The organism is Klebsiella sp. PCX (assembly GCF_021869705.1).
Classification (GTDB): domain Bacteria; phylum Pseudomonadota; class Gammaproteobacteria; order Enterobacterales; family Enterobacteriaceae; genus Klebsiella; species Klebsiella quasipneumoniae.
In genome coordinates, this window is record NZ_CP091527.1 from 1,506,158 (window position 1) to 1,528,253 (window position 22,096).

Consider the following 22,096-nt stretch of genomic DNA (forward strand, 5'->3'; position numbering starts at 1 on the left):
GCGAACCCCTTTAAACGCTTTTCGACAACATTTTTCTGTGGGTATGGATCGACATCACGATACCAAACCCGGCCATCAATACGATCAGGGCGGAGCCCCCGTAGCTCACCAGCGGCAACGGTACGCCCACCACCGGTAAAATACCACTCACCATACCAATATTTACGAAGACATAAACGAATAAAATCAACATTAAACCACCGGCCATGACCCGGCCAAAGGTGGTCTGCGCCTGAGCGGCGATCCACAGTCCGCGCATGATCAGCAGAATATAGAGCGCCAGCAGGATCAGCACGCCAATCAGGCCCAGCTCTTCGGCGAGAACGGCGAAGATAAAGTCGGTATGGCGTTCCGGCAGGAACTCCAGCTGCGACTGGGTGCCGTGCAGCCAGCCTTTGCCGCGCAGACCGCCAGAGCCAATGGCAATTTTAGACTGAATAATATGATACCCCGCGCCCAGCGGGTCGGTTTCCGGATCAAGCAGCATCATCACGCGCTGGCGCTGATAGTCGTGCATCAGGAAGAACCACAAAATCGGGATAAAGGCGGCGACCAGCACCACCGCAATGCCGATCAGTCGCCAGCTGAGGCCGGAGAGGAACAGCACAAACAGACCGGAGAGGGCGATCAGAATCGAGGTCCCGAGGTCAGGCTGCGCCGCCACCAGCAGCGTCGGCAGAAAGATCAGCACCAGGGCAATACCGGTGTTCTTCAGCGAAGGGGGGCAGACGTCGCGGTTAATAAAGCGCGCCACCATCAGCGGCACGGCAATTTTTGCAATCTCCGACGGCTGAAAGCGGACGATACCGAGATCCAGCCAGCGCTGTGCCCCTTTGGAGATGGCGCCGAAGGCGTCGACGGCCACCAGCAGAATAATACAGAAAATATAGAGGTAGGGCGCCCAGCCTTCATAGACCCGCGGCGGGATCTGCGCCATGACGATCATGATCACCACGCCCATGGCGATCTGGCCGATTTTACGCTCCATCATGCCGACGTCCTGACCGCTGGCGCTCCAGATAACCAGTGCGCTGTAGGTCAGCAGCGCCAGCAGGATCAGCACCATGGTGGGGTCAAGATGGATCTTATCCCACAGCGATTTTTTGTTCGGATTATCCGTCATTATTGATCCTCCCCTGCGGTCACCGCCGGGTTTTCGCTTGGTAGCGTGGTGTTGTTATCGCCCAGCATGATGTGATCGAGGATTTGGCGCATAATCGTACCGACCGCCGGGCCGGCACCGCCGTTTTCCAGGATCATCGCCACGGCAACCTGCGGGTTGTTATAAGGCGCAAACGCCGTCATCAGTTTATGGTCACGCAGACGCTCAGAGATTCGGTGCGCGTTATAGGTTTCGTTGGCCTTCAGGCCAAACACCTGGGCGGTACCGGACTTGGCCGCGATTTTATACGGCGCGCTGGCGAAATACTTGTGCGCGGTGCCGTTGCCGCGGTTGGCCACGCCGAACATGCCGTCTTTGGCGATTTCCCAGTAGCCGGAATGAATGTCGCCTACCGGCGGCTCATGAGGCTGGACCCACGGAACGGGCTTGCCGTCTTCCACGGTGCTTTGCAGCAGGTGCGGCACTTTCACCACCCCGTCGTTAATCAGGATCATCAGCGCTTTGTTCATCTGGATCGGCGTGGCAGTCCAGTAACCCTGGCCGATGCCCACCGGAATAGTGTCCCCCTGGTACCAGGGTTTCTTAAAGCGTTTGAGCTTCCATTCGCGGGTCGGCATGTTGCCCGAGCGCTCTTCGGCGAGGTCGATACCGGTATAGTGGCCGTAGCCGAACTTGCTCATCCACTCCGCGAGGCGATCGATGCCCATGTCATAGGCGACCTGATAGAAATAGGTATCCGCGGACTCCTCAAGCGCTTTGGTGACGTTCAGGTGGCCGTGGCCCCATTTTTTCCAGTCACGATAGCGTTTTTCTGAGCCGGGCAGCTGCCACCAGCCCGGGTCAAACAGGCTGGTATTGCGGGTGATCACCCCGGCGCTCAGCGCCGAGACGGCGACGTACGGTTTGACCGTCGATGCCGGCGGATAGACCCCTTGCGTCGCACGGTTGACCAGCGGCGTGTTCGGATCGTTGAGCAGGCCGGAGTAATCTTTACTGGAGATGCCGTCGACGAACAGGTTCGGGTCGTAGCTCGGCGTCGAAACCAGCGCCAGAATGGCGCCGGTACGCGGGTCGGTGACCACCACTGCGGCGCGGCTACCAGCCAGCAGCGTTTCGATATACTGCTGCAGCTTGAGGTCAAGGGTGAGGTAGATGTCGCGTCCGGCCTGCGGCGGCACCTCTTTGAGCTGACGAATCACGCGGCCGCGGTTGTTCACTTCAACCTCCTCGTAGCCGGTCTGACCGTGCAGGACGTCCTCGTAATAACGCTCAATACCCAGCTTACCGATGTCGTGGGTCGAGGCGTAGTTGGCCAGTTTGCCCTCTTTATCGAGGCGGTCGACGTCTTTATCGTTAATTTTCGAAACGTAGCCGATGACGTGCGTCAGCGCCGAGTTATAGGGATAGTAACGGCGCTTGTAGCCTTTGACTTCCACGCCGGGAAAGCGGTACTGGTTGACGGCAAAGCGGGCCACCTGCACTTCGCTGAGGTTGACCTTTACCGGAATCGAGGTAAAGCGATGGGAGCGGGCGCGCTCCTTTTTGAAGCCGGCGATATCATCGTCGGTTAAATCGACGACGTCGCGCAGCGCATCCAGCGTTTGCTGCACGTTATCGACTTTCTCCGGCATCATCTCCAGCTGATAAATGGTGCGGTTAAGCGCCAGCGGAGTGCCGTTACGATCGTAAATAATGCCGCGGCTCGGCGGGATCGGCACCAGCTTGATGCGGTTTTCGTTCGAACGCGTCTGATAGTCGTCGAAGCGAACGATTTGCACATTGTACAGGTTGGCGATCAGAACGCCGGTAAGCAGCAAAATCCCCAAAAAAGCGACCAGCGCCCGGCGCACGAACAGCGAGGATTCAGCCGTATAGTCGCGGAAAGAATTCTGTAATTTCATTCGCTGCTCAGTCTACCCTGATCATCATTACTCACGGTGGTACGGATGGTTGGTGGTAATGCTCCACGCCCGATACAGGCTCTCGGCCACCAGTACGCGCACCAGCGGGTGAGGTAAGGTGAGGGTGGAGAGCGACCAACTCTGTTCCGCCGCTGCTTTACAGGCTGGAGAGAGGCCTTCCGGGCCGCCGACCAGCAAACTGACGTCGCGCCCGTCCTGTTTCCAGCGTTCCAGTTCGCGCGCCAGCTGCGGCGTATCCCATGGTTTACCCGGAATATCCAGGGTCACGATGCGGTTTTTACCGGCAGCGGCTAACATCATCTCGCCCTCTTTTTCGAGGATGCGCTTGATATCAGCGTTCTTGCCGCGCTTACCGGCTGGGATCTCCACCAGTTCGAACGGCATATCTTTGGGAAAACGGCGCAGATACTCGCTAAAGCCGGTCTGTACCCAGTCCGGCATTTTGGTGCCAACGGCCACCAGCTGCAACTTCACGCATTAACTCCAGAGTTTTTCCAGCTCGTACAAACGACGGCTCTCTTCCTGCATGACGTGAACCATCACGTCGCCGAGGTCGACGACGATCCAGTCGGCGGCGGCTTCCCCTTCAACGCCCAGCGGCAGCATGCCGGCGGCGCGGGATTCCTGAACCACGTGGTCGGCGATGGACATCACATGACGCGTGGAGGTGCCGGTGCAGATAATCATGCAATCGGTGATGCTGGATTTGCCATGTACATCAATGGCAACGATGTCCTGACCTTTCAGGTCATCAATTTTGTCGATAACAAAATCCTGGAGTGCTTTACCCTGCAAGTGTTCCCCCTGGGTGCGTGAAGATTGATAATCATAAAGAGCCTGACAGTATACCTGAACTGATGAAAAAGTCGGGTGAAATGTCTGTCGGCAGGCGTTCGCGGCGGGGTATCATCCCATCCCTCGCCGAGGATTGCATCGCCATTTTTGTAAAACAATTTTCTGCAAAGCGGCTTTGGCGGATGCTGCCTGGCAGCGGAGAATAGCAGCCTGCTCTGGCCTGTCAATGGTTCGGCGGGAATTCTTCTTCCGACTGCCAGACGGCCTGGCTATTTAATACCCGCAGGGTGGTGAAATCGTGGCGGATTTCGAGCAGGCTCCAGGCGCCATGGGCTATCGGAAAGTGCCACATCGCCGCGGCGGGCATCTGCAACAGCAGGGCGGTCAGCAGGCTCAGAACGCCCTGATGGCCGACGATCAGCAGATGGTCAAGATGGCGGCAGTCGGTCAGCGTGGGGATAAACTCGCTGACGCGGCGGGCAAAACGCTGAAAGCTTTCGCCGTTAGTAGGGGCCGCGTGCTGCCAGTCAGCACACCACGCGGCATAGTTTTGCGCATCTTCTCGTTGAAGGTCGCGATGATGACGCATCTCCCAGTCGCCGAAAAACATCTCATTGAGCGCGGCATGGCATTCGCGCGGGATAGCGCGATCGCCAAGCAGCAGATCGGCCGTTGTCCCGGTCCGCGCCAGCTCGCTACAGAAGACTTTATCGAAAGGCACCGTGCGCAGCCGTTCGCCGAGCGCTCGCGCCTGAGCGACGCCTCGCGGCGTCAGGGGCGTTGGGGCATGGCCGCTGTATAATCCGGCAACGTTGGCTTCGGTTTCGCCATGGCGAACTAACCATAATTTCATGAACAGGCTCTGACGGGCGATGGAGAGGTGGCGTTACCATAGCGCTTTTTTCGCGTCAGGCCCAGCGCGGGGTCAGCAATAGAGACCCTGCTCGCGGATGTAGTCCAGCACCGCGGCCGGCAGCATCTCGGCGCAGGACTCGCCGCGCTCGAGGCGCTGGCGAATGATCGTCGCCGAAATATCGAACCACGGTGTCTCAGCCAGGTAGATCACGCCGGAAGGGCGGCGATGCAGAGATTCCACATCGTGGGTTAAATGGCGATCCAGCCAGCGCTGATCGGCCTCATGGGCCATGGTCAGTGGGTAACCCGGCCGGCGGCAGACAATCAGGTGGACATTGTCGAGGATGGTTTCATAGCGGTGCCAGGTGGGAAAGGTGAGCAGCGAATCCTGGCCAATGATAAACGCCAGCGGCTTGTGCGGCCCCTGCTCCTGGCGCCACTCCTGCAGCGTTTGCGCCGTCCAGGAGGGGGTATCGCGCTGCAGTTCGCGTTCATCGAGCGTGAACAGCGGCTTATCGGCAATCGCCAGCTTCAGCATGTGCACGCGCTGGGCGCTGGTGGCTTCCGGTTGTGGACGGTGCGGCGGGACGTTATTAGGCATGATGATGACCTTGCTCAGGCCAATCTGATTCGCCAGGATCTCGACCGGCTTGAGGTGACCATAATGCACCGGATCGAAGGTGCCGCCATAGATTGCCTGTAAGTGAGTCATATCAACCATCAATAAAAACGTCCGCCAGGGCTTTGTGGCAGAGCAACAACGAAAGACTTTCCAGTTCGGGCCAGACGTCGTACCCGTAATCCTGTTTAAAGGTCAGTTCCGCGCGGGTCAGAAGAGTCACCGCCTGGCGAAGCTGTTCGCCGCTCAGTCGGGCGAGGGCGTCGCTGAGCAACTGACGGCGGTTTTGCCAGACCCGATGTTTATCAAACAGCGAACGCAGCGGCGTCTGTGCCGACTGGCGCTTGAGGGTCACCAGCAGCAGCAGCTCCCGCTGTAGCGTACGCAGCAGGATCGCCGGCTCGCAGCCTTCAAGACGGAGCTGCTGCAGGACGTGCAACACGCGCTTACTTTTGCCTGCCAGTAGGGCATCGACCCAATGGTAAGGGGTAAAGTGCGCGGCATCGTTCACCGCCTGCTCAACGCGGGGCAGCGTCAGCTTACCGTCCGGCCAGAGTAGCGCCAGACGCTCCAGCGCCTGCGCCAGCGCCAGCAGATTGCCTTCGTAACAGTAGCACAGCAGCTGGCTGGCCGCGTCGTCGAGCTGCAGCTGATGCTGTTTGGCCCGGGCGGCAAGCCAGCGCGGCAGCTGCGCGTATTCCGGCGTCTGGCAGCTGACCTGGACGGCGCGCTGCGCCAGCGCGGTGAGCCACGCGGCATTCTCCTGGGCTTTGGTCAACTTACTACCGCGAACTATCAGCAGCAGGTCGTCGTGCAGCAGACCGACCAGCGTCGCCAGCTGTTCGTTGATCGCCGCGTTGGGGCCATTCTCTGGCAGGATTAGCAACAGGGTTTGCCGGCTGGCAAACAGGCTCATCGCCTGGCTTAAGGCGAAAAGCGCCTGCCAGTCGGTGCTGTTGTCGATAGAAAAGGTATGGTGTTCGGTAAAGCCTTGTGCGGCAGCGGCTTCGCGAATAGCGTCCTGGCTTTCCTGCAATAGCAAAGGATCGTTGCCAAGCAGCAGATAGGCCGCGCGCAGCCCTTCAGTGAGCTGCGCGCGGAGCTGTTCCGGGTACAACCGAATCATCATTGACCCAGCGTGGTGGAGACGCGGTTACCCGAGGACGCCGGCGCGGTGCTGCCCGCGACCGGTTTTTCTTCCTGCTGGGTGGCTTCAACATCCGCTACCTGAACGCTTGGTAGTTTACGAATCAGCTGTTCCGCCGCTTTATCGTACATTTCCTGGATAATCATATCCTGCTCGGCGTCTTTGGCTAACGCCGCCTGCGGGTTATCAAAGAACGAACGATAGACCTTAGTGGTTATCGGATAGATATCGTGACCCGGGATCAGAACGCTGGCATGGACGGTCATGACCATCTGATATTCCGCCGTACGACCGTCCTGGAACACCGAGGCCGTATCTTTCTGAATCGACGAACCATCGAGGCGCAGAGAAGGGACATCTTTACGCAGCGTGCTGGCGTCGATCAGTTCCACGCCGTTAAGACGCAGCTGATTGCGCACCGCGCGGCTTAATGGGCCATTCGGATCGCTCGACTGGAAAATCATGGTTTTCATGGTGGAGGGCACCTTGGTAGTGCTACGCAGATGCCAGCCACAGCCGGCGGTGGCAAGCACCGCCAGAGATAACAACATTGTTACCAGATATCGCACGCTTCCTCCCGCGCTTAGCCAACGACCAGATTGAGCAGTTTACCCGGGACGTAAATCACTTTACGCACGGTTTTGCCGTCGAGATACTTCGCCACCAGATGCTCCTGGCCGGCGCGCTCGCGGACCTGCTCTTCAGTTGCGTCTACCGCAACGGTAATTTTACCACGAACTTTGCCGTTGACCTGGACGACGACGAGGGTGCTGTCTTCCACCATCGCGCTTTCATCCGCCACCGGCCACGGCGCGTTGTCGATATCACCTTCGCCGTTCAGCTCACGCCACAGGGTGAAGCTGACGTGCGGGGTGAACGGGTTGAGCATACGCACTACCGCCAGCAGGGCTTCCTGCATCAGGGCGCGATCCTGCTCATCTTCTTGCGGCGCTTTCGCCAGCTTGTTCATCAGCTCCATGATCGCCGCGATGGCGGTGTTGAAGGTCTGACGACGGCCGATGTCATCGGTCACTTTGGCGATAGTTTTGTGGATATCGCGACGCAGCGCTTTCTGATCTTCACTCAGCGCCGCCACGTTCAGGGCCGCAACGTCCCCTTTGGTGGTGTGTTCGTAGACCAGCTTCCAGACGCGTTTCAGGAAACGGTTCGCCCCTTCGACGCCAGATTCCTGCCACTCGAGGGTCATATCCGCCGGGGATGCGAACATCATGAACAGACGGACAGTATCCGCGCCGTAGCGCTCAACCATGACCTGCGGATCGATGCCGTTGTTTTTCGACTTGGACATCTTGCTCATGCCGGTGTACACCAGCTCGTGACCCGCCGCGTCTTTCGCTTTCACGATGCGGCCTTTTTCGTCACGTTCGACGATGGCGTCAACCGGGGAGACCCAGTTACGTTCGCCGTTTTCGCCTACGTAGTAGAAGGCGTCAGCCAGCACCATGCCCTGGCACAGCAGCTGTTTCGCCGGCTCATCGGAGTTGACCATCCCCGCGTCGCGCATCAGCTTGTGGAAGAAGCGGAAGTAGAGCAGGTGCATGATCGCGTGTTCGATGCCGCCGATGTAGATATCGACCGGCAGCCAGTAGTTGGCCGCTTGCGAATCCAGCATCCCTTCCTGATACTGCGGGCAGGTGTAGCGCGCATAGTACCAGGAGGATTCCATAAAGGTGTCAAAGGTGTCGGTTTCGCGCAGCGCCGGCTGGCCGTTAACCGTGGTTTTGGCCCATTCAGGATCGGCTTTGATCGGGCTGGTGATACCGTCCATGACTACGTCTTCCGGCAGGATCACCGGCAGCTGATCTTCCGGGGTCGGCAGCACGGTGCCGTCTTCCAGGGTAACCATCGGGATCGGCGCGCCCCAGTAGCGCTGACGGGATACGCCCCAGTCACGCAGGCGGTAGTTAATTTTACGCTCACCTACGCCCATGGCAGCCAGTTTGTCAGCAATAGCGTTGAAGCCCGCTTCATAATCGAGGCCGCTGAATTCGCCGGAGTTAAACAGGACGCCTTTCTCGGTCAGCGCCTGCTGGGAAAGATCCGGCTCGGAGCCGTCGGTGGCGAGGATCACCGGCTTGATGTTCAGCCCGTATTTGCTGGCGAACTCGTAGTCGCGCTGGTCGTGGCCCGGAACGGCCATCACCGCGCCGGTGCCGTACTCCATCAGCACAAAGTTAGCCGCCCATACCGGAATTTCTTCACCGGTCAGCGGGTGGATAGCTTTAAAGCCGGTATCGACGCCTTTTTTCTCCATCGTCGCCATGTCGGCTTCCGCCACTTTGGTGTTGCGGCATTCGTCGATGAAGGTGGCCAGCGCCGGATTGTTCGCCGCAGCCTGCTGCGCCAGCGGGTGACCCGCAGCGACCGCCAGGTAGGTACAGCCCATAAAGGTGTCCGGGCGGGTGGTATAGACGGTCAGCTTGTCGGCGTAGTTATTGACGTCAAAGGAGATTTCCACCCCTTCAGAACGGCCGATCCAGTTGCGCTGCATGGTCTTCACGGTGTCCGGCCAGTGGTCCAGCTTATCCAGATCGTTCAGCAGCTCATCGGCGTAGGCGGTGATTTTAATAAACCACTGCGGGATCTCTTTACGCTCGACTTTGGTGTCGCAGCGCCAGCAGCAGCCGTCGATAACCTGCTCGTTGGCCAGCACGGTCTGGTCGTTCGGGCACCAGTTCACTGCGGAGGTTTTTTTGTACACCAGGCCTTTTTTATACAGCTCAGCGAAGAACTTCTGCTCCCAGCGGTAGTATTCCGGGGTGCAGGTTGCCAGCTCGCGGCTCCAGTCATAGCCGAAGCCCAGCATTTTGAGCTGGTTTTTCATGTAGGCGATGTTGTCGTAGGTCCACGGCGCTGGCGCGGTGTTGTTTTTTACCGCCGCCCCTTCCGCCGGCAGACCGAACGCATCCCAGCCAATTGGCTGCAGGACGTTTTTACCCAGCATGCGCTGATAGCGGGCAATCACGTCGCCGATGGTGTAGTTACGCACGTGACCCATGTGTAGTCGACCAGAAGGATAAGGAAGCATCGACAGGCAGTAATACTTCTCTTTGCTCTCGTCTTCAGTTACTTCAAATGTACGATTTTCGTCCCAGTGAAGCTGGACTTTCGATTCTATCTCTTCCGGGCGGTATTGCTCTTGCATGGCAGCCAGTGGTCCTGTTTTCAATACAGCTACAAAATGTAGCCAATGGATGTGTTATTTCAGATCGGCATAGCATAGCCCAAACGCCAACGTCAAAACAGCCTTTCACACATTTACAGAGAGGAAAGCGGTGGAGAATATTTCGCGACTCTGTGGCTTGGCTGGCAGAGCTATCCGCAGATAACGGCTATCATAAGAAGAAGTTAACCACACCGGAGGCGAAAAGATGAACAAGGTTGCTCAGTTCTACCGAGAGCTGGTGTCGACGCTCAGCGAGCGGTTACGCAATGGAGAACGTGATATTGATGCGCTGGTGGAGCAGGCCAGGGTCAAGATTAGCCAGTCCGGCGAGTTAACGCAGAGCGAAATCAACAATGTGATCCGCGCTGTTCGACGCGATCTGGAAGAGTTCGCCCTCAGTTATGAAGAGAGTCAGGATGAGCTGACTGATAGCGTCTTTATGCGGGTGATCAAAGAGAGTCTCTGGCAGGAACTGGCGGATATTACCGATAAAACCCAGCTTGAGTGGCGCGAGGTGTTTCAGGATCTCAACCATCACGGTGTCTATCACAGCGGCGAAGTGGTGGGGTTGGGTAACCTGGTGTGTGAAAAATGTCATTATCACCTTCCGGTGTATACGCCTGACGTACTGCCGCGTTGCCCAAAATGTGGTCACGACCAGTTCCAAAGGCGGCCCTTTGAGCCATAAAGAGTAAACGCTAAACTCGGGATCTACTGCTGGCGCTGTTGACACCAGCAGTAGCTGTAATTTTAGTGTTTTATCAATTATTTGAGCGTGTTGATTTCAGTTGACTTGAAGTACTGATTTCCACCTATTTCACTCGCGTAGTTATGCGAAGCGTTGACGATCAATTTATTGCCGCTGAGCGTTCCTTTTTCACAGGTCATCATACCCAGGAATCCGCACTTATATCCGCCATTAACAATCTGTTTGGCATTTAACGTCATGGTTCCGTCAGCGTGGATGAGTTCGCGATTGATAATATTGCCTTTTTTGTTGGTATCAATGGTCATGTCACCAAAAGATTGAATCAGCCATTCATTAAGGAAATCAGATTTAGTATTGATACTGACAGTTCCGCCAATGATTTCTCCGCTGTTTTGCATTCCACTATGAGTAAAGTTCATGACTGCCTTATCGCCACGAATCGTACCGCCTTTATTATTAAAACTATTACTCTCTGCTGTCAGTTTATCTGTGACAAGGAGTTGGCTATCTCTATTAAATACCATGCTCCCTTTTGTTTGGATCGCAATATTACCACCTTTGATGGTCCCTGAGTTGCTTATCGCACCAGACGAAATCTCTCTGTCTTTGATAGACTGAATGGCGAGAGTTTCTGTTCCGTAGATGTTGCCTGTCACATTGAACGAGTCACCGCTAAAAGAGACAGTGGTATTTTTTGCGCGAGCAGAACCGCCGTTTTCGATATTTCCGAGAGCCCCTAACAATAATTGGTCGTCGGAAAGCAGATAGGAGCCGTATGATGTCTTCAAATTCCCGTTAGTGGTTACGCTTAACACCGTGTTGCTTCTTATAGTACCGTTATTCTCCAGATTCCCCGCGGAGTTAACCATCAGCTGCCTGGTGCCCGTAATAGCCCCATTGTTAGTCAGGGACTGTAAGCTGTTAATTATAGTCGTATTGGTTGTTGCTATACTCCCTGTATTTTTAAAGCTGCCGGCCGAAGTCATCTGCGTGAGCAGACCATTGCTGGTGATTGAGCCTTCGTTGACCAATGCTCCGCTGCTGGTCATCGACAGCATGCTGTTAGAAACAATGCTTCCTTTATTACGCACGCCCAAACCATAATCGTTACCCATCATACTGATGCTATTAGCTTTAATTCCGCCAAGATTACTAATGTCGATACTGTATTCAGGAAATAGCATCTGCATAACGCTTGGGGTTTTACCTGCGGAAGTCATCTTTTGTGTTGTGTTATCAAAGGTAAAACTTCCTGCGCCTAATGTAGCGTTGGCAGCGCTGAGCGTACCATTGATAGCAATAGTTTCCGCCAGCAGCAGGGCATAGTTGTTCGTGGCATCCATACCGTTCTTGCCGATAGTAATCTTGCCTTTACTGACGGTATAGGACCCGATCCCTCCGTTATCGTTAAGTTTCACCTGCCCGGTCGTTAATACTGCTGAATTGGTATTAATGAAGCTGCAGCCTGAGCAGGAGATACCGTTCGGGTTAGCGATAATAACATCGGCTTTTTGACCCGCGACTTCTATAAATCCGTTGAGGGAACTGGACTTATTTGAGGTCACTTCATTGAGAATAACGGATGCGCTGCCGTTGGTTAAATTATTATTCCTGGCAATATTGCCAAATTTGTCATGGGTAAGATCGTCGCCGCTGTTGTTCAAAATCATCCCGTTGCTGCCGACGTTAAAATCACGGTACATATTGTGAGATACGCCAGCCGCGTTAGGTTTTTCAATATCAACAACGGTTGTGCCTGATGAGTGCGTCCATGTGTTTGGGTCGGCATAGACAAACGATGAGCTAAGGGCTGCCGCGAGTGCGACATAAGTTAAATTAAATTTGAACATCATATTTATTCCTTTAATTAAGAGTGGTTAAGAAATTTAAGCCTTATGTTTTTTGTTATTTTTGAAGTTAATACCTCCATTGTAATGAGAAGCCCAGGTTAAGAGCATCGCTATGGAAACGAACGGGTTTGATTAAAGGGGTACTCATGAAAAAGTCATACTGCGTGGCGAGCAGCGAGCCACGAATACCGCTTACTGCGCCAGAAAGCGTTTTTCCCCTCTGGTTTTGCTCGTTTCCTGTTATACGACCTATATCTACACCAAAATAAAATTGGCGGTCAGGCGTCGGGATATCCCAGATAAAATCATTGCGCCAGTACCATCCCTGATTGCCGGACAGGCTGTTTTCCCCGTCGAACCCGCGCACGGTCCAGCGGCTGCCAATATTGAATTTATTATCCGAGGAGAGTGGGTCCGGGCTGAACTGCGCGCTCAATCGGGGCGCCCAGGTAAATGCGTCGCCAGCCGCGTCAAATTTCATCATCGCCTGCAGGTTCGCATGGACGATCCGCGACAGCGGGCTGTACATCCCGGCTTTCTCCTCCGGCGTTGCCGTTGAGCTGAGCCACGGCAGGCTGCGCTGGATGCCAATGCTGGCGTCGACGATTTTTTTATTAAAATAGCGCTGATGGTTGAGGGTAAGCTCCCATGATGGCGTTTGCTTGCGCATGACCTGCAGTTCGCTGCCGCCGAAGTAATAGTGCGAGGTGCTCTTGGCAATTCGCAGGTCGGCGGTGGTTTTTTGCTGGCGGGTATGGGAGAGCAGTCGGCTCAACGTGGCGCTGTAGTAACGATTCTTGCTCTTATAATCCATCGTTGACCAGTTGCCGTTGAACTGCTGGCGATACTGACTATATGCCCCGTAGGCGCTCAGTGACCAGTAGCCAAAGGGGATGGAGTAGTACAGGCTACCGTTGTGGTTGCCGTCATTGTGTTGGTTGAATTCAATATCGCCCCCGCCGGAAATATACAGAATGTCGTTAAGAGTGGTCAGATCATAGAGATAGAGGGCGCCACCGGCCTGATAGCGGCCGCTGGCTTTGCTGCCGGCGTCGTCAAGCCAGGCGCCAAGCTGCCATTTTTTCTCCAGGCTGCGGGCGATCTGAAGATCGCTTTCCCCCTCGCGCTGGCCAGGCAGCAGTTTCATATGCGCCGTAGAACCCGGCAGGCGCTGCAGATTGGCCATACCCTGCTCAAGGTCGCTTAAACGCAGGATAGCGCCGGGAGACAGGGGCAGTGAATTCCACAGACGGGTGATGTCTGATCCGCCGGCATAGTCGATAGCGCCCACTTTGCCATACTTCAGTGTCAGCCGGAGGATGCCTTGCTCCAGCGACTGGGAGGGAACATCAATCAGAGAGGTGATATAGCCTTGCACGATCAGTTCGTTTTGAAGCCTATACGCCAGCAGGCGTATACCCTCGCTACCCAGACAGCGGCCCTGTGCCTGCTGCGCGGTTTTCGCCAGTAATTTCCGGGTGAGCGCCTGGTTATCGGAATCGATGTCGACTTTATTGATTAATCTGCAATGTGCTTCCTCAGGAAAGTGGATACCCTGCGGCGCCCCGCGCTGTTGTGAGGACTGAAACTCCTGTTGCTGCGGGGTCAGCGCCTCCTGGCGAGCTTTATCCTGCTCGGTCTGATGAGCTGAGGTGGTCAATTGCGCAGCACTGACGGCAGAGGCGCCAGCCAGCGTTATAAACAGCAGCCCGGTGAGCGAGCGAGATCGAATTAACATGAAGCAATATCCATTTGTTTCATTGGTTCGGCGACGCATCAATACCATTACCTCTGGCAAAATGATTGATGGCCTTTATTTCGGCGCAGGCAAGGTCAGGCAAGGATATTATATTTAATTAATTCCATAATCATGCGACGAACCTGTTACGAGGCGTTATATGCTAGCGGTGGTGGAAATACCGGTCCACGAATTCATTAGTGATTTTTTTATGAATTGATCGATTTAATAAATAAGTTCAGCTTGTCTCGCTGAAGTTTATTTATTATGTAAATGATATTGGCGGTAATGGCGCGCACAAATAATATTGGCGAATAATATGGCGGGAAAGATAAACTGCGCATACCGGGTGGTATGCGCAGCGAATAACGATTAATGCAGAATTTTGGCGAGGAAATCTTTAGCGCGATCGGATTGTGGATTGGCGAAGAAGGCCTCTTTATCGGCATCTTCGACTATCTTTCCTTCATCCATAAAGATCACCCGGTTGGCCACCTTACGGGCGAAGCCCATTTCATGGGTCACTACCATCATGGTCATCCCTTCGTTGGCCAGTTCCACCATGACGTCCAGTACCTCGTTGATCATCTCCGGGTCGAGCGCTGAGGTGGGCTCATCAAACAGCATAGCGATCGGGTCCATACACAGGGCTCGGGCAATGGCCACGCGCTGCTGCTGGCCACCGGAGAGCTGCGCCGGATATTTTTCCGCGTGCGCCGCCAGGCCAACGCGCTCCAGCAGCTTGAGACCCTTCTTGCGCGACGACGTTTTGTCACGATTGAGAACCTTAACCTGCGCCAGCGTCAGGTTGTCGATAATCGACAGGTGCGGGAACAGTTCAAAATGCTGAAACACCATTCCGACGTGCGAGCGCAGTTTGGCAAGATTGGTCTTTTTATCGTTAACCACGGTGCCATCGACGATAATCTGCCCCTGCTGCACCGGCTCAAGGCCGTTTACGGTTTTAATCAGCGTGGATTTACCGGAGCCTGACGGCCCGCAGACCACCACGACTTCGCCTTTTTTCACTTCCGTGGAGCAATCGGTCAGCACCTGAAAGTGACCATACCATTTTGAAACGTTTTTCAGGGTAATCATTACACAGTCCTTTTCTTCAACCAGCTGACCAACAGCGAGGCGCTGAGGCTAATCACAAAATAGACGCCGCCCGCGAACAGGATCATTTCGACCTGGGTCCCGTCACGCTCGCCAATCGTGGAGGCGGTACGGAAGAAGTCGGCGAGGCTCAATACATACACCAGCGAGGTATCCTGGAACAGGACGATCCCCTGGGTTAACAGCAGCGGCACCATGGCGCGGAAGGCCTGCGGCAGGATCACCAGCCGCATCGACTGCCAGTGGGTCATTCCCAGCGCCAGCGCGGCGCTTGACTGGCCGCGGGAGATGCTCTGGATACCGGCGCGGATAATCTCTGAATAGTAGGCGGCCTCGAACATCGAAAAGGCCACCATCGCCGAGATCAGGCGAATATCCGTTTTCGGCGACAGTCCCAGCACGTTCTGCAGGAAGCCCGGGACAATCAGGTAGAACCACAGCAGAACCATCACCAGCGGGATAGAACGGAACACGTTAACGTAGGATTTAGCAAACCAGGCCAGCGGCAGAAAGCTGGACAGGCGCATGACCGCCAGCAGGGTGCCCCAGACGATGCCGACCACGATGGCGATCACCGTAATCTTCAGGGTGATCACCAGCCCTGCCAGCAGGTAGGGCATGGAGGGAACGATCGAACTCCAGTCAAAATCGTACATTATTTGCCTCCCATATTGCCAGGCAGGCGAACCTTACGCTCGACCACATACATAATCAGCATAATCACCGCGTTGATGAAAACATAGGCCAGGGTGATGGCGGTAAAAGACTCCCAGGCATGAGCGGAGTAGTCCAGCAGTTTGCCCGCCTGCGCGGCCATATCGGCCAGACCGATGGTGGAGGCGATGGCCGAGTTTTTCACCAGGTTCATCATCTCCGAGGTCATCGGCGGCACGATAACGCGATAGGCGTTCGGCAGCAGCACGTAGCGGTAGGTTTGCGGCAGGGTCAACCCCATCGCCAGACCGGCGTTCTTTTGCCCGCGCGGCAGCGACTGGATAGCGGCGCGTACCTGCTCGCAGACGCGAGCGGCGGTAAACAGCCCCAGGCACAGCATGGAGGAGACAAAGAACTGAATGTTTGGGTCCAGCTCCGATTTAAACCACATGCCGATATTTTCCGGCAGGAATTCCGGCACCACCAGGTACCAGGTAAAGAACTGCACGATCAGCGGCACGTTGCGAAACAGTTCGACATAGCAGGTGCCAATGCCCGAGAGGAAGCGATTGGGGACCGTGCGTAAAATGCCGAACAGCGAGCCGACGAGAAAAGCGATGATCCAGGCCGAGATGGAGAGGGCGACGGTGATCTGAAAACCGCTCCACAGCCAGCCCAGGTAGGTAGTGTTGCCGAAGGGGGCCTGTTGCAGGAATATCCCCCAGTTCCAGTCTATTGACATACATGACTCCTGGAAAAAAAAGGGTAGCCATTGCTACCCTCGAAGACGGTTGTCCAGCTTGTTTCGGTATTCGCGGCGGCTGGGGAACGACCAGCCGCCGTATAGTCTGTCCGTGCTGTGACAATCATCGGGAGGGCAGGATATCCCGCCCCTGGTTGTTATAATTAGTTCAGTGCTTTGTCATTAGGTGATTTGAACAGCGCTTTCATGTCGTCCGACAGCTCGAAGTTCAGGTTAAGATTTTTTGGCGGAATCGGGTTTTTGAACCATTTGTCGAACCACTTCGCCGCTTCGCCAGAGGTCTGGGCCTGGGCAACGGTTTCATCGACCAATGCCTTGAAGGTCGGATCGTCCTTACGCAGCATGCAGCCATAGGCTTCTTTCGACTGCGCGGTGCCGACGATTTCCCAGTTATCCGGTTTCTTCGCCTTGGCGCGTTCGCCGGCCAGCAAAGCGTCATCCATCATAAAGGCCACCGCGCGTCCGCTTTCCAGAGTACGGAAAGAGTCGCCATGATCTTTGGCGCTGATGATGCGCATATTCATTTTTTTCTCATCGTTCAGCTTATGCAGCAGGATCTCAGAGGTGGTCCCGGAGGTGACGACGACCGCTTTATCCTTCAGGTCCGGGAAATCTTTGATCGGGCCGCCTTTCTTCACCAGCAGACGGGTGCCGACGACGAAGATAGTATCGGAGAAGGCCGCCTGTTTCTGGCGCTCGAGGTTGTTGGTGGTAGAGCCGCACTCGAAATCAAAGGTGCCATTCTGCAGCAGCGGAATACGATTCTGCGAGGTGACCGGGATCAGTTTGACCTGCAGATCGGGTTTGTTCAGTTTTTTCTTGATGGCATCGACGATGGCGTTGGAGTAGTCCTGAGAGTAACCCACAACCTTCTGTTGGTTATCGTAGTAAGAGAAAGGGACGGAAGATTCGCGATGGCCGACAACGATAACGCCATTTTTCGCGATCTTATCCAGAGTGCTCTGGCCAGCCGCCGGGGCAGCATCTTCCGCCTGCGCCAGACCAGCGGTCATTCCCATTACCAGCATTGCCGTGGCCAGTTTACGTAATTGCATATCCAACTCCTTATCCGCAGCGTCACCGACGCTATTGATACCCATTGTGATTGTGTGTGTTGTTATTAGGGGCACGCATCCACGTGCCGCATTTGTATGTGTTTGTTAGCATTTAGTTTGGCTTAATGTAAATATTTTGCTGCTTTATTGTTTATTTTTGCGAAGCGCTCCGCACCAATGGGAGGCAAATATCTTCCATTGCACCAAAATAGCGCGACCACCGATCGTTTATGGTGCAACCCGGTTGCACTGGGCCGGAGGACGGCGCTACCCGATTAAATAAAGCAATGACTGTGCCAGGGTGGCAAATGACGGGAAGAAAAAAGCCGGCGACGGGCGTCGCCGGTAGAGAACTTATCGGCGACGCTGACGCAGGCTCATCAGCAGCGCACCGAAGCCGAGCAGCGCCGTCAGCGCCCACAGCGGCCAGTTGCCAGTGCGAGCGTAAGGGGTCATGCCGCTGGTGGGCGTCACGGTGGTGGTCAACACCTCACGGGTAAACTGCGGGATCATCTTCTGGATCTCGCCGCGCGGGCCGATCACGGCGGTAATGCCGTTGTTGGTACTGCGCAGCAGGGGGCGGGCCAGCTCCAGGGCGCGCATCCGCGCCATCTGGAAGTGTTGCCACGGGCCGATGGACTTGCCGAACCAGGCGTCGTTAGAGATGGTCAGCAGGAAGTCGGTATCCGGACGGAAGTTATCCCGCACCTGTTCCCCGAGGATGATCTCGTAGCAGATGGCCGCGGTCAGCTTCAGGTTATGCGCCATCAGCTGCGGCTGCACGTAGGGACCGCGGCTGAAGGAGGACATCGGCAGGTCGAAGAATGGCGCCAGCGGACGCAGAATCGACTCCAGCGGTACAAACTCGCCGAACGGCACCAGATGGTTCTTGTTGTAGCGGTTGGTCGAGTCGTAGCGGTACGGGTTATCTTTGCCGAGGGTAATGATGGTGTTGTAGGTGTCGTAGCGATTCTGCTTATTAAGACGCGCGTCGACGATGCCGGTGATCAGCGAGCTGTCTTTTGCGCGCAGCAGATCGTCCATCATGCTGAGGAACTGCTGCTGGTTGATCTCCAGATCCGGGATCGCCGATTCAGGCCAGATAATCAGCTGCGAGTGGCCGATATGCGGTTGGGTCAGCGCCAGGTAGGTTTTCAGGGTATTAACCAGCTGGTTCTCGTCCCACTTCATGGCCTGCGGGATATCGCCTTGCACCAGCGAGACCTGCGTCGCGCGCTCCGGCAGCAGCTGATACCACTGGATATAGCGCAGCGGGAACGGCAGGGCGAACAGCACCGCGGCGATCACCAGCGCCTTCCCGTTGCGCTGCACGAGGGCCAGAGCCAGCAGGCCGCTAACCATCATCAGCAGGAAGTTGATCGCCTCAACCCCCATCACCGGCGCCAGGCCTTTCAGCGGGCCGTCGATCTGGCTATAGCCGAACTGCAGCCACGGAAAGCCGGTCAGCACCCAACCGCGCAGGAACTCGGTGATCTGCCAGACGACGGGAGCGGCGATCGCCACCCGTAGCCAGCTGGTTTTGGGCCAAAGCCGGGCGAGCAGGCCGGCAAACAGGCCGGTGTAGAGCGACAGATAGGCCGCAAGCAAAACGACGAGGAAGACGTTAACCGGACCCGGCATACCGCCAAACTGCGCGATACTGACATAAACCCAGTTGATTCCCGTGCCGAACAGGCCAAGTCCCCAGAAATAGCCGATGCCGGCGCTTTGCAGCGGGCGGCGGTTGAGGGTTAACGCCTGCAGACCGACCAGTGAAATAATTGCCGCGGGCCAGAAGTCGTAAGGTGAAAAAGCCAGCGTTCCGCTGGCTCCGAAAAGCAGCGCCAGCAGCAGACGTACGCGCTGGCGTTCAAGAAGAGAGGCAAATACCATTTAGGCTAATCGTCCCGTAAATTAACGCCTGTTGCCACAGGCTATGCTGTTTGCCAGCCGGGGGAGGGGACAACCGAGTATCGCCACGGTCTGTCTCCCGGCTGGCCGTGACCTTCAGCGCCGCCGCTTACTCTTCCAGCTTCGGCTGGGGAGCATCATCCGGCAGCTTAACATGCACCTGAATGATACGACGACTATCTGCCATTGCTACCTTGAATTGGTAACCATCAATGTCGATAGATTCGCCGCGAGCTGGCAGGTGGCCAAAGGCCTGCATTACCAGCCCGCCAATGGTATCCACTTCTTCATCGCTGAAGTGCGTATCGAAGGCGTCGTTGAAGTCTTCGATGGAGGCCAGGGCGCGTACCGTCCAGGTATGGCGGCTCAGCTGGCGGAAATCGATATCTTCTTCTTCGTCGTACTCGTCTTCAATTTCCCCGACGATGAGCTCAAGGATATCCTCGATGGTCACCAGACCGGAGACGCCGCCGAATTCGTCAATAACGATCGCCATATGGTAGCGCTGTGAGCGAAACTCTTTCAGCATGCGGTCGACCCGCTTGCTTTCCGGAACGACAACCGCCGGCCGTAACACTTTTTCCATGCTGAAGGCTTCGGCGTCGCTGCGCATAAACGGCAGCAGATCCTTGGCCATCAGAATCCCTTCGATGTGATCTTTATCTTCACTGATGACCGGGAAGCGCGAGTGAGCGGATTCGATGATGACATCGAGGCACTCGTCCAGCGTCTGATTGCGTTTCAGGGTAATCATTTGTGAACGGGGGATCATAATGTCGCGGACCCGCTGGTCGGCGATATCCATTACCCCTTCGAGCATGTCACGAGTATCTTCATCGATAAGGTCGTTCTGCCCGGAATCACGGATCAGCGCCAGCAGTTCATCGCGGTTTTTCGGTTCCCCGTGAAAGAGCTGGCTGAGTAACAGGGAGAAAAATCCCTTTTTGCTGTTTACTGTGTCACTACTGTGTGAATTGTCGTCGCTCATGGCGTCGTTTGGGTTCTCATGTTGATTTAATGTCGCTCGTCGCGCGTAAACTCAGCGCCGGACGGCATGGGTTGCCTGACGTTCAGGCGGGTAAAATGCATGAACAGCGGCCGGATGAGGCGCAAGCGCCACGATCCGGCAGGGGGCTATTCAGCAATCTTCTCGGAAATGTACGGGTCCTCATAGCCCAGAGCAAGCATTATCTCTGTTTCGAGGCCTTCCATCTCTTCCGCTTCGTCATCTTCGATGTGATCGTAGCCCAGCAGATGCAGGCTGCCGTGCACCACCATATGCGCCCAGTGCGCCTCCAGCGGTTTACCTTGCTCGCTGGCTTCCTGCTCCACCACCTGACGGCAAATGATCAGATCGCCGAGCAGCGGCATTTCAATCCCCGGCGGCGCTTCAAACGGGAAAGAGAGGACGTTGGTCGGCTTATCCTTGCCGCGATAGGTCAGGTTCAGCTCATGGCTTTCTGCAACGTCGACCAGACGAATCGTTAACTCTGACTCCTCCTGAAACGGCGGAATGACGGCGTCGACCCAGCGTTGAAAAAGGGCTTCGTCCGGCAGGCCGCTGGTCTCTTCGCAGGCCAGTTGTAAATCGAGGATCACCTGACTCATTTTTGCTCCTGTTCCTGGGCTTCGCGTTTGCGCTCGGCGGCCAGTTCTGCTTTACGTTTTTGGTCTGCGGCTTCCCATGCCTCATAGGCGTTCACGATGCGGGCGACCACCGGATGGCGGACCACGTCTTCGCTATGGAAGAAGTTAAAGCTGATCTCATCGACTTCCGCCAGCACTTCGATGGCGTGGCGCAGACCGGATTTGGTGCTGCGCGGCAGGTCAATCTGCGTGATATCGCCGGTGATCACCGCCTTGGAGTTAAAGCCGATGCGGGTCAGGAACATTTTCATCTGCTCGATGGTGGTGTTCTGGCTTTCATCAAGAATGATAAAGGCGTCATTCAGCGTCCGTCCGCGCATATAGGCCAGCGGGGCCACTTCGATGACGTTACGCTCAATCAGCTTTTCCACCTTCTCAAAGCCGAGCATCTCGAACAGCGCGTCGTACAGCGGGCGCAGATACGGGTCGACCTTCTGGCTCAGATCGCCGGGCAGGAAGCCGAGCTTTTCACCCGCTTCGACGGCCGGACGGGTCAGCAGAATGCGGCGGATCTCCTGACGCTCCAGCGCATCAACCGCCGCCGCCACCGCCAGATAGGTTTTCCCGGTACCCGCCGGACCCACGCCGAAGGTGATGTCGTGATCGAGGATATTGGCGATGTACTGCGCCTGGTTCGGCGTACGCGGTTTGATCACCCCGCGCTTGGTCTTGATATTGACGGCTTTTCCGTACTCCGGCACGCTCTCGGCGCTTTGCTCAAGCACGCGCGCCTCTTTGATCGCCAGATGGATCTGCTCTGGTTCAATATCCTGAATCTGACCGCGCATCGGCGCCGTGTCGACATACAGGCTGCGCAGAATATCGGCGGCGGCGTGTACGCAAAGGGCGCGTCCGGTCAGCTTAAAGTGATTGTCACGGCGGTTGATCTCAATGCCTAACCGACGCTCCAGCTGTTTGATGTTGTCGTCAAACGGGCCGCACAGGGCTAACAGGCGTGCGTTATCCGCTGGCTCCAGGGTAATTTCACGAGTGTCTATGTTCAAA

20 protein-coding genes are annotated in these 22,096 nt (G+C 55.9%); 1 reads left to right on the plus strand and 19 read right to left on the minus strand.

Annotated features, from left to right (window positions below; all coding sequences use genetic code 11):
- Positions 1–10: 10 nt before the first annotated feature.
- The 9 genes from mrdB to leuS form a co-directional block, all read right to left on the minus strand.
- Positions 11–1,123, minus strand: a complete 1,113-nt coding sequence (mrdB, locus tag GQR96_RS06995; protein ID WP_004885876.1) for a peptidoglycan glycosyltransferase MrdB — start codon at positions 1,121–1,123, stop codon at positions 11–13.
- On the minus strand, positions 1,123–3,024 hold the full coding sequence (mrdA, locus tag GQR96_RS07000) for a peptidoglycan DD-transpeptidase MrdA (RefSeq protein ID WP_004885880.1): 1,902 nt from the start codon (positions 3,022–3,024) through the stop codon (positions 1,123–1,125). Before mrdA ends, mrdB begins: the two co-directional genes overlap by 1 nt.
- A 27-nt stretch (positions 3,025–3,051) precedes the next feature.
- Entirely contained in the window at positions 3,052–3,519 is a 468-nt protein-coding gene (gene rlmH / locus GQR96_RS07005) for a 23S rRNA (pseudouridine(1915)-N(3))-methyltransferase RlmH (RefSeq protein WP_002894620.1), read from the minus strand.
- Between the two features lie 3 nt (positions 3,520–3,522).
- Positions 3,523–3,840, minus strand: coding sequence for a ribosome silencing factor (gene rsfS, locus GQR96_RS07010; RefSeq protein WP_002894623.1), 318 nt, complete (start codon positions 3,838–3,840; stop codon positions 3,523–3,525).
- Positions 3,841–4,063: 223 nt separating this feature from the next.
- The gene (locus GQR96_RS07015) at positions 4,064–4,693 is read right to left on the minus strand and encodes an adenosylcobalamin/alpha-ribazole phosphatase (RefSeq protein ID WP_065878937.1); all 630 of its coding nucleotides are present in this window, start codon (positions 4,691–4,693) and stop codon (positions 4,064–4,066) included.
- A gap of 72 nt (positions 4,694–4,765) precedes the next feature.
- Entirely contained in the window at positions 4,766–5,416 is a 651-nt protein-coding gene (nadD, locus tag GQR96_RS07020; RefSeq protein ID WP_023319968.1) for a nicotinate-nucleotide adenylyltransferase, read from the minus strand.
- Complete coding sequence (gene holA, locus GQR96_RS07025; protein WP_004885888.1) at positions 5,409–6,440, minus strand: DNA polymerase III subunit delta; 1,032 nt, start codon at positions 6,438–6,440, stop codon at positions 5,409–5,411. The genes nadD and holA overlap by 8 nt, the downstream gene beginning before the upstream one ends.
- Positions 6,440–7,030 (minus strand): LPS assembly lipoprotein LptE, encoded by a 591-nt coding sequence (gene lptE, locus GQR96_RS07030; protein ID WP_065878939.1) that lies wholly within the window; start codon positions 7,028–7,030, stop codon positions 6,440–6,442. The genes holA and lptE overlap by 1 nt, the downstream gene beginning before the upstream one ends.
- Positions 7,031–7,044: 14 nt before the next feature.
- A complete protein-coding gene (gene leuS / locus GQR96_RS07035; RefSeq protein ID WP_065904984.1) occupies positions 7,045–9,627 on the minus strand; it encodes a leucine--tRNA ligase in 2,583 nt (860 codons plus the stop codon).
- Positions 9,628–9,853: 226 nt separating this feature from the next.
- Between leuS and GQR96_RS07040 the strand changes: the two genes are divergently transcribed.
- Complete coding sequence (locus GQR96_RS07040; RefSeq protein ID WP_004885892.1) at positions 9,854–10,336, plus strand: zinc ribbon-containing protein; 483 nt, start codon at positions 9,854–9,856, stop codon at positions 10,334–10,336.
- A gap of 77 nt (positions 10,337–10,413) precedes the next feature.
- Here GQR96_RS07040 and GQR96_RS07045 read toward each other — a convergent pair whose 3' ends face one another.
- From GQR96_RS07045 to GQR96_RS07090, 10 genes are all read right to left on the minus strand, one after another.
- Complete coding sequence (locus GQR96_RS07045; protein WP_004885894.1) at positions 10,414–12,207, minus strand: filamentous hemagglutinin N-terminal domain-containing protein; 1,794 nt, start codon at positions 12,205–12,207, stop codon at positions 10,414–10,416.
- 67 nt (positions 12,208–12,274) lie between these two features.
- Positions 12,275–13,945: a ShlB/FhaC/HecB family hemolysin secretion/activation protein gene (locus tag GQR96_RS07050; protein WP_065904983.1), complete on the minus strand. Its 1,671-nt coding sequence runs from the start codon at positions 13,943–13,945 to the stop codon at positions 12,275–12,277.
- Between the two features lie 372 nt (positions 13,946–14,317).
- Positions 14,318–15,043, minus strand: coding sequence for an amino acid ABC transporter ATP-binding protein (locus tag GQR96_RS07055; protein WP_065904982.1), 726 nt, complete (start codon positions 15,041–15,043; stop codon positions 14,318–14,320).
- Positions 15,043–15,717 (minus strand): glutamate/aspartate ABC transporter permease GltK, encoded by a 675-nt coding sequence (gltK, locus tag GQR96_RS07060; RefSeq protein ID WP_002894707.1) that lies wholly within the window; start codon positions 15,715–15,717, stop codon positions 15,043–15,045. Before gltK ends, GQR96_RS07055 begins: the two co-directional genes overlap by 1 nt.
- Positions 15,717–16,457 (minus strand): amino acid ABC transporter permease, encoded by a 741-nt coding sequence (locus GQR96_RS07065; RefSeq protein ID WP_002894709.1) that lies wholly within the window; start codon positions 16,455–16,457, stop codon positions 15,717–15,719. The genes gltK and GQR96_RS07065 overlap by 1 nt, the downstream gene beginning before the upstream one ends.
- Before the next feature lie 164 nt (positions 16,458–16,621).
- Positions 16,622–17,533: an amino acid ABC transporter substrate-binding protein gene (locus GQR96_RS07070; RefSeq protein ID WP_004885900.1), complete on the minus strand. Its 912-nt coding sequence runs from the start codon at positions 17,531–17,533 to the stop codon at positions 16,622–16,624.
- 354 nt (positions 17,534–17,887) lie between these two features.
- Complete coding sequence (lnt, locus tag GQR96_RS07075) at positions 17,888–19,426, minus strand: apolipoprotein N-acyltransferase (protein ID WP_065904981.1); 1,539 nt, start codon at positions 19,424–19,426, stop codon at positions 17,888–17,890.
- Between the two features lie 127 nt (positions 19,427–19,553).
- On the minus strand, positions 19,554–20,432 hold the full coding sequence (corC, locus tag GQR96_RS07080; RefSeq protein WP_004197606.1) for a CNNM family magnesium/cobalt transport protein CorC: 879 nt from the start codon (positions 20,430–20,432) through the stop codon (positions 19,554–19,556).
- 146 nt (positions 20,433–20,578) lie between these two features.
- Complete coding sequence (gene ybeY, locus GQR96_RS07085) at positions 20,579–21,052, minus strand: rRNA maturation RNase YbeY (protein WP_002894722.1); 474 nt, start codon at positions 21,050–21,052, stop codon at positions 20,579–20,581.
- Entirely contained in the window at positions 21,049–22,095 is a 1,047-nt protein-coding gene (locus tag GQR96_RS07090) for a PhoH family protein (RefSeq protein WP_004176871.1), read from the minus strand. The genes ybeY and GQR96_RS07090 overlap by 4 nt, the downstream gene beginning before the upstream one ends.
- Position 22,096 lies beyond the last annotated feature (1 nt).